The organism is Elizabethkingia argenteiflava (assembly GCF_009904105.1).
Taxonomy (GTDB): Bacteria; Bacteroidota; Bacteroidia; order Flavobacteriales; family Weeksellaceae; genus Elizabethkingia; species Elizabethkingia argenteiflava.
In genome coordinates, this window is the sequence record NZ_JAAABJ010000477.1 from 1 (window position 1) to 617 (window position 617).

General features: G+C 39.9%; 1 pseudogene. It reads left to right on the forward strand.

The window, feature by feature from the left end:
- Positions 1-38 precede the first annotated feature (38 nt).
- A pseudogene (locus GNY06_RS14200) lies at positions 39-593 on the forward strand (IS256 family transposase).
- Positions 594-617 lie beyond the last annotated feature (24 nt).

The window sequence follows — 617 nt, forward strand, 5'->3', positions numbered from 1 at the left end:
CTCTTGAAACCGTCTATCCATTTATATTTCTGGATTGTATGTTTTTCAAGGTAAGTGTGAATGGTGCTGTTGACACACGAGCTATCTATAATATCCTCGGGGTTGATATCGCAGGAAAAAAGGATGTACTTGGGCTTTATAGTTCAGAAAATCAACGGGCAAAATTCTGGCTTGGAGTTCTCACTGATATGAAGAAAAGAGGTTAGGAAGATATTATGATTGCCTGAATAGAAGGACAGAAATGTTTCCCCGAATCGGTTGAGGCTGTATTTACTAAAACCAGGGTACAACTTTGCGTGGTTCATCAAATCCGCGCCTCCATGCGCTATGTTCCTGACAGGGATAAAAAAGCGGTTATGGAGGATATGAAGCCAATCTAAAAAGCTAATAATGAAGAGCAGGGATATCAAAGTCTGCTTGCCTTTGAAGAAAAGTGGGCAAAAAAATATCCCCTGACCTGCAAATCCTGGCTGGATAATTGGTTAAATCTCTCATCATTCTTCGAGTACGATGAGGTAGTACGAAGAATCATATATACTACCAATCAAATTCAAGTGGTTCTTCGCAATATACGCAAAATCACCAAAACTTAAGGTGCTTTTCCTTCAGAACAGCCA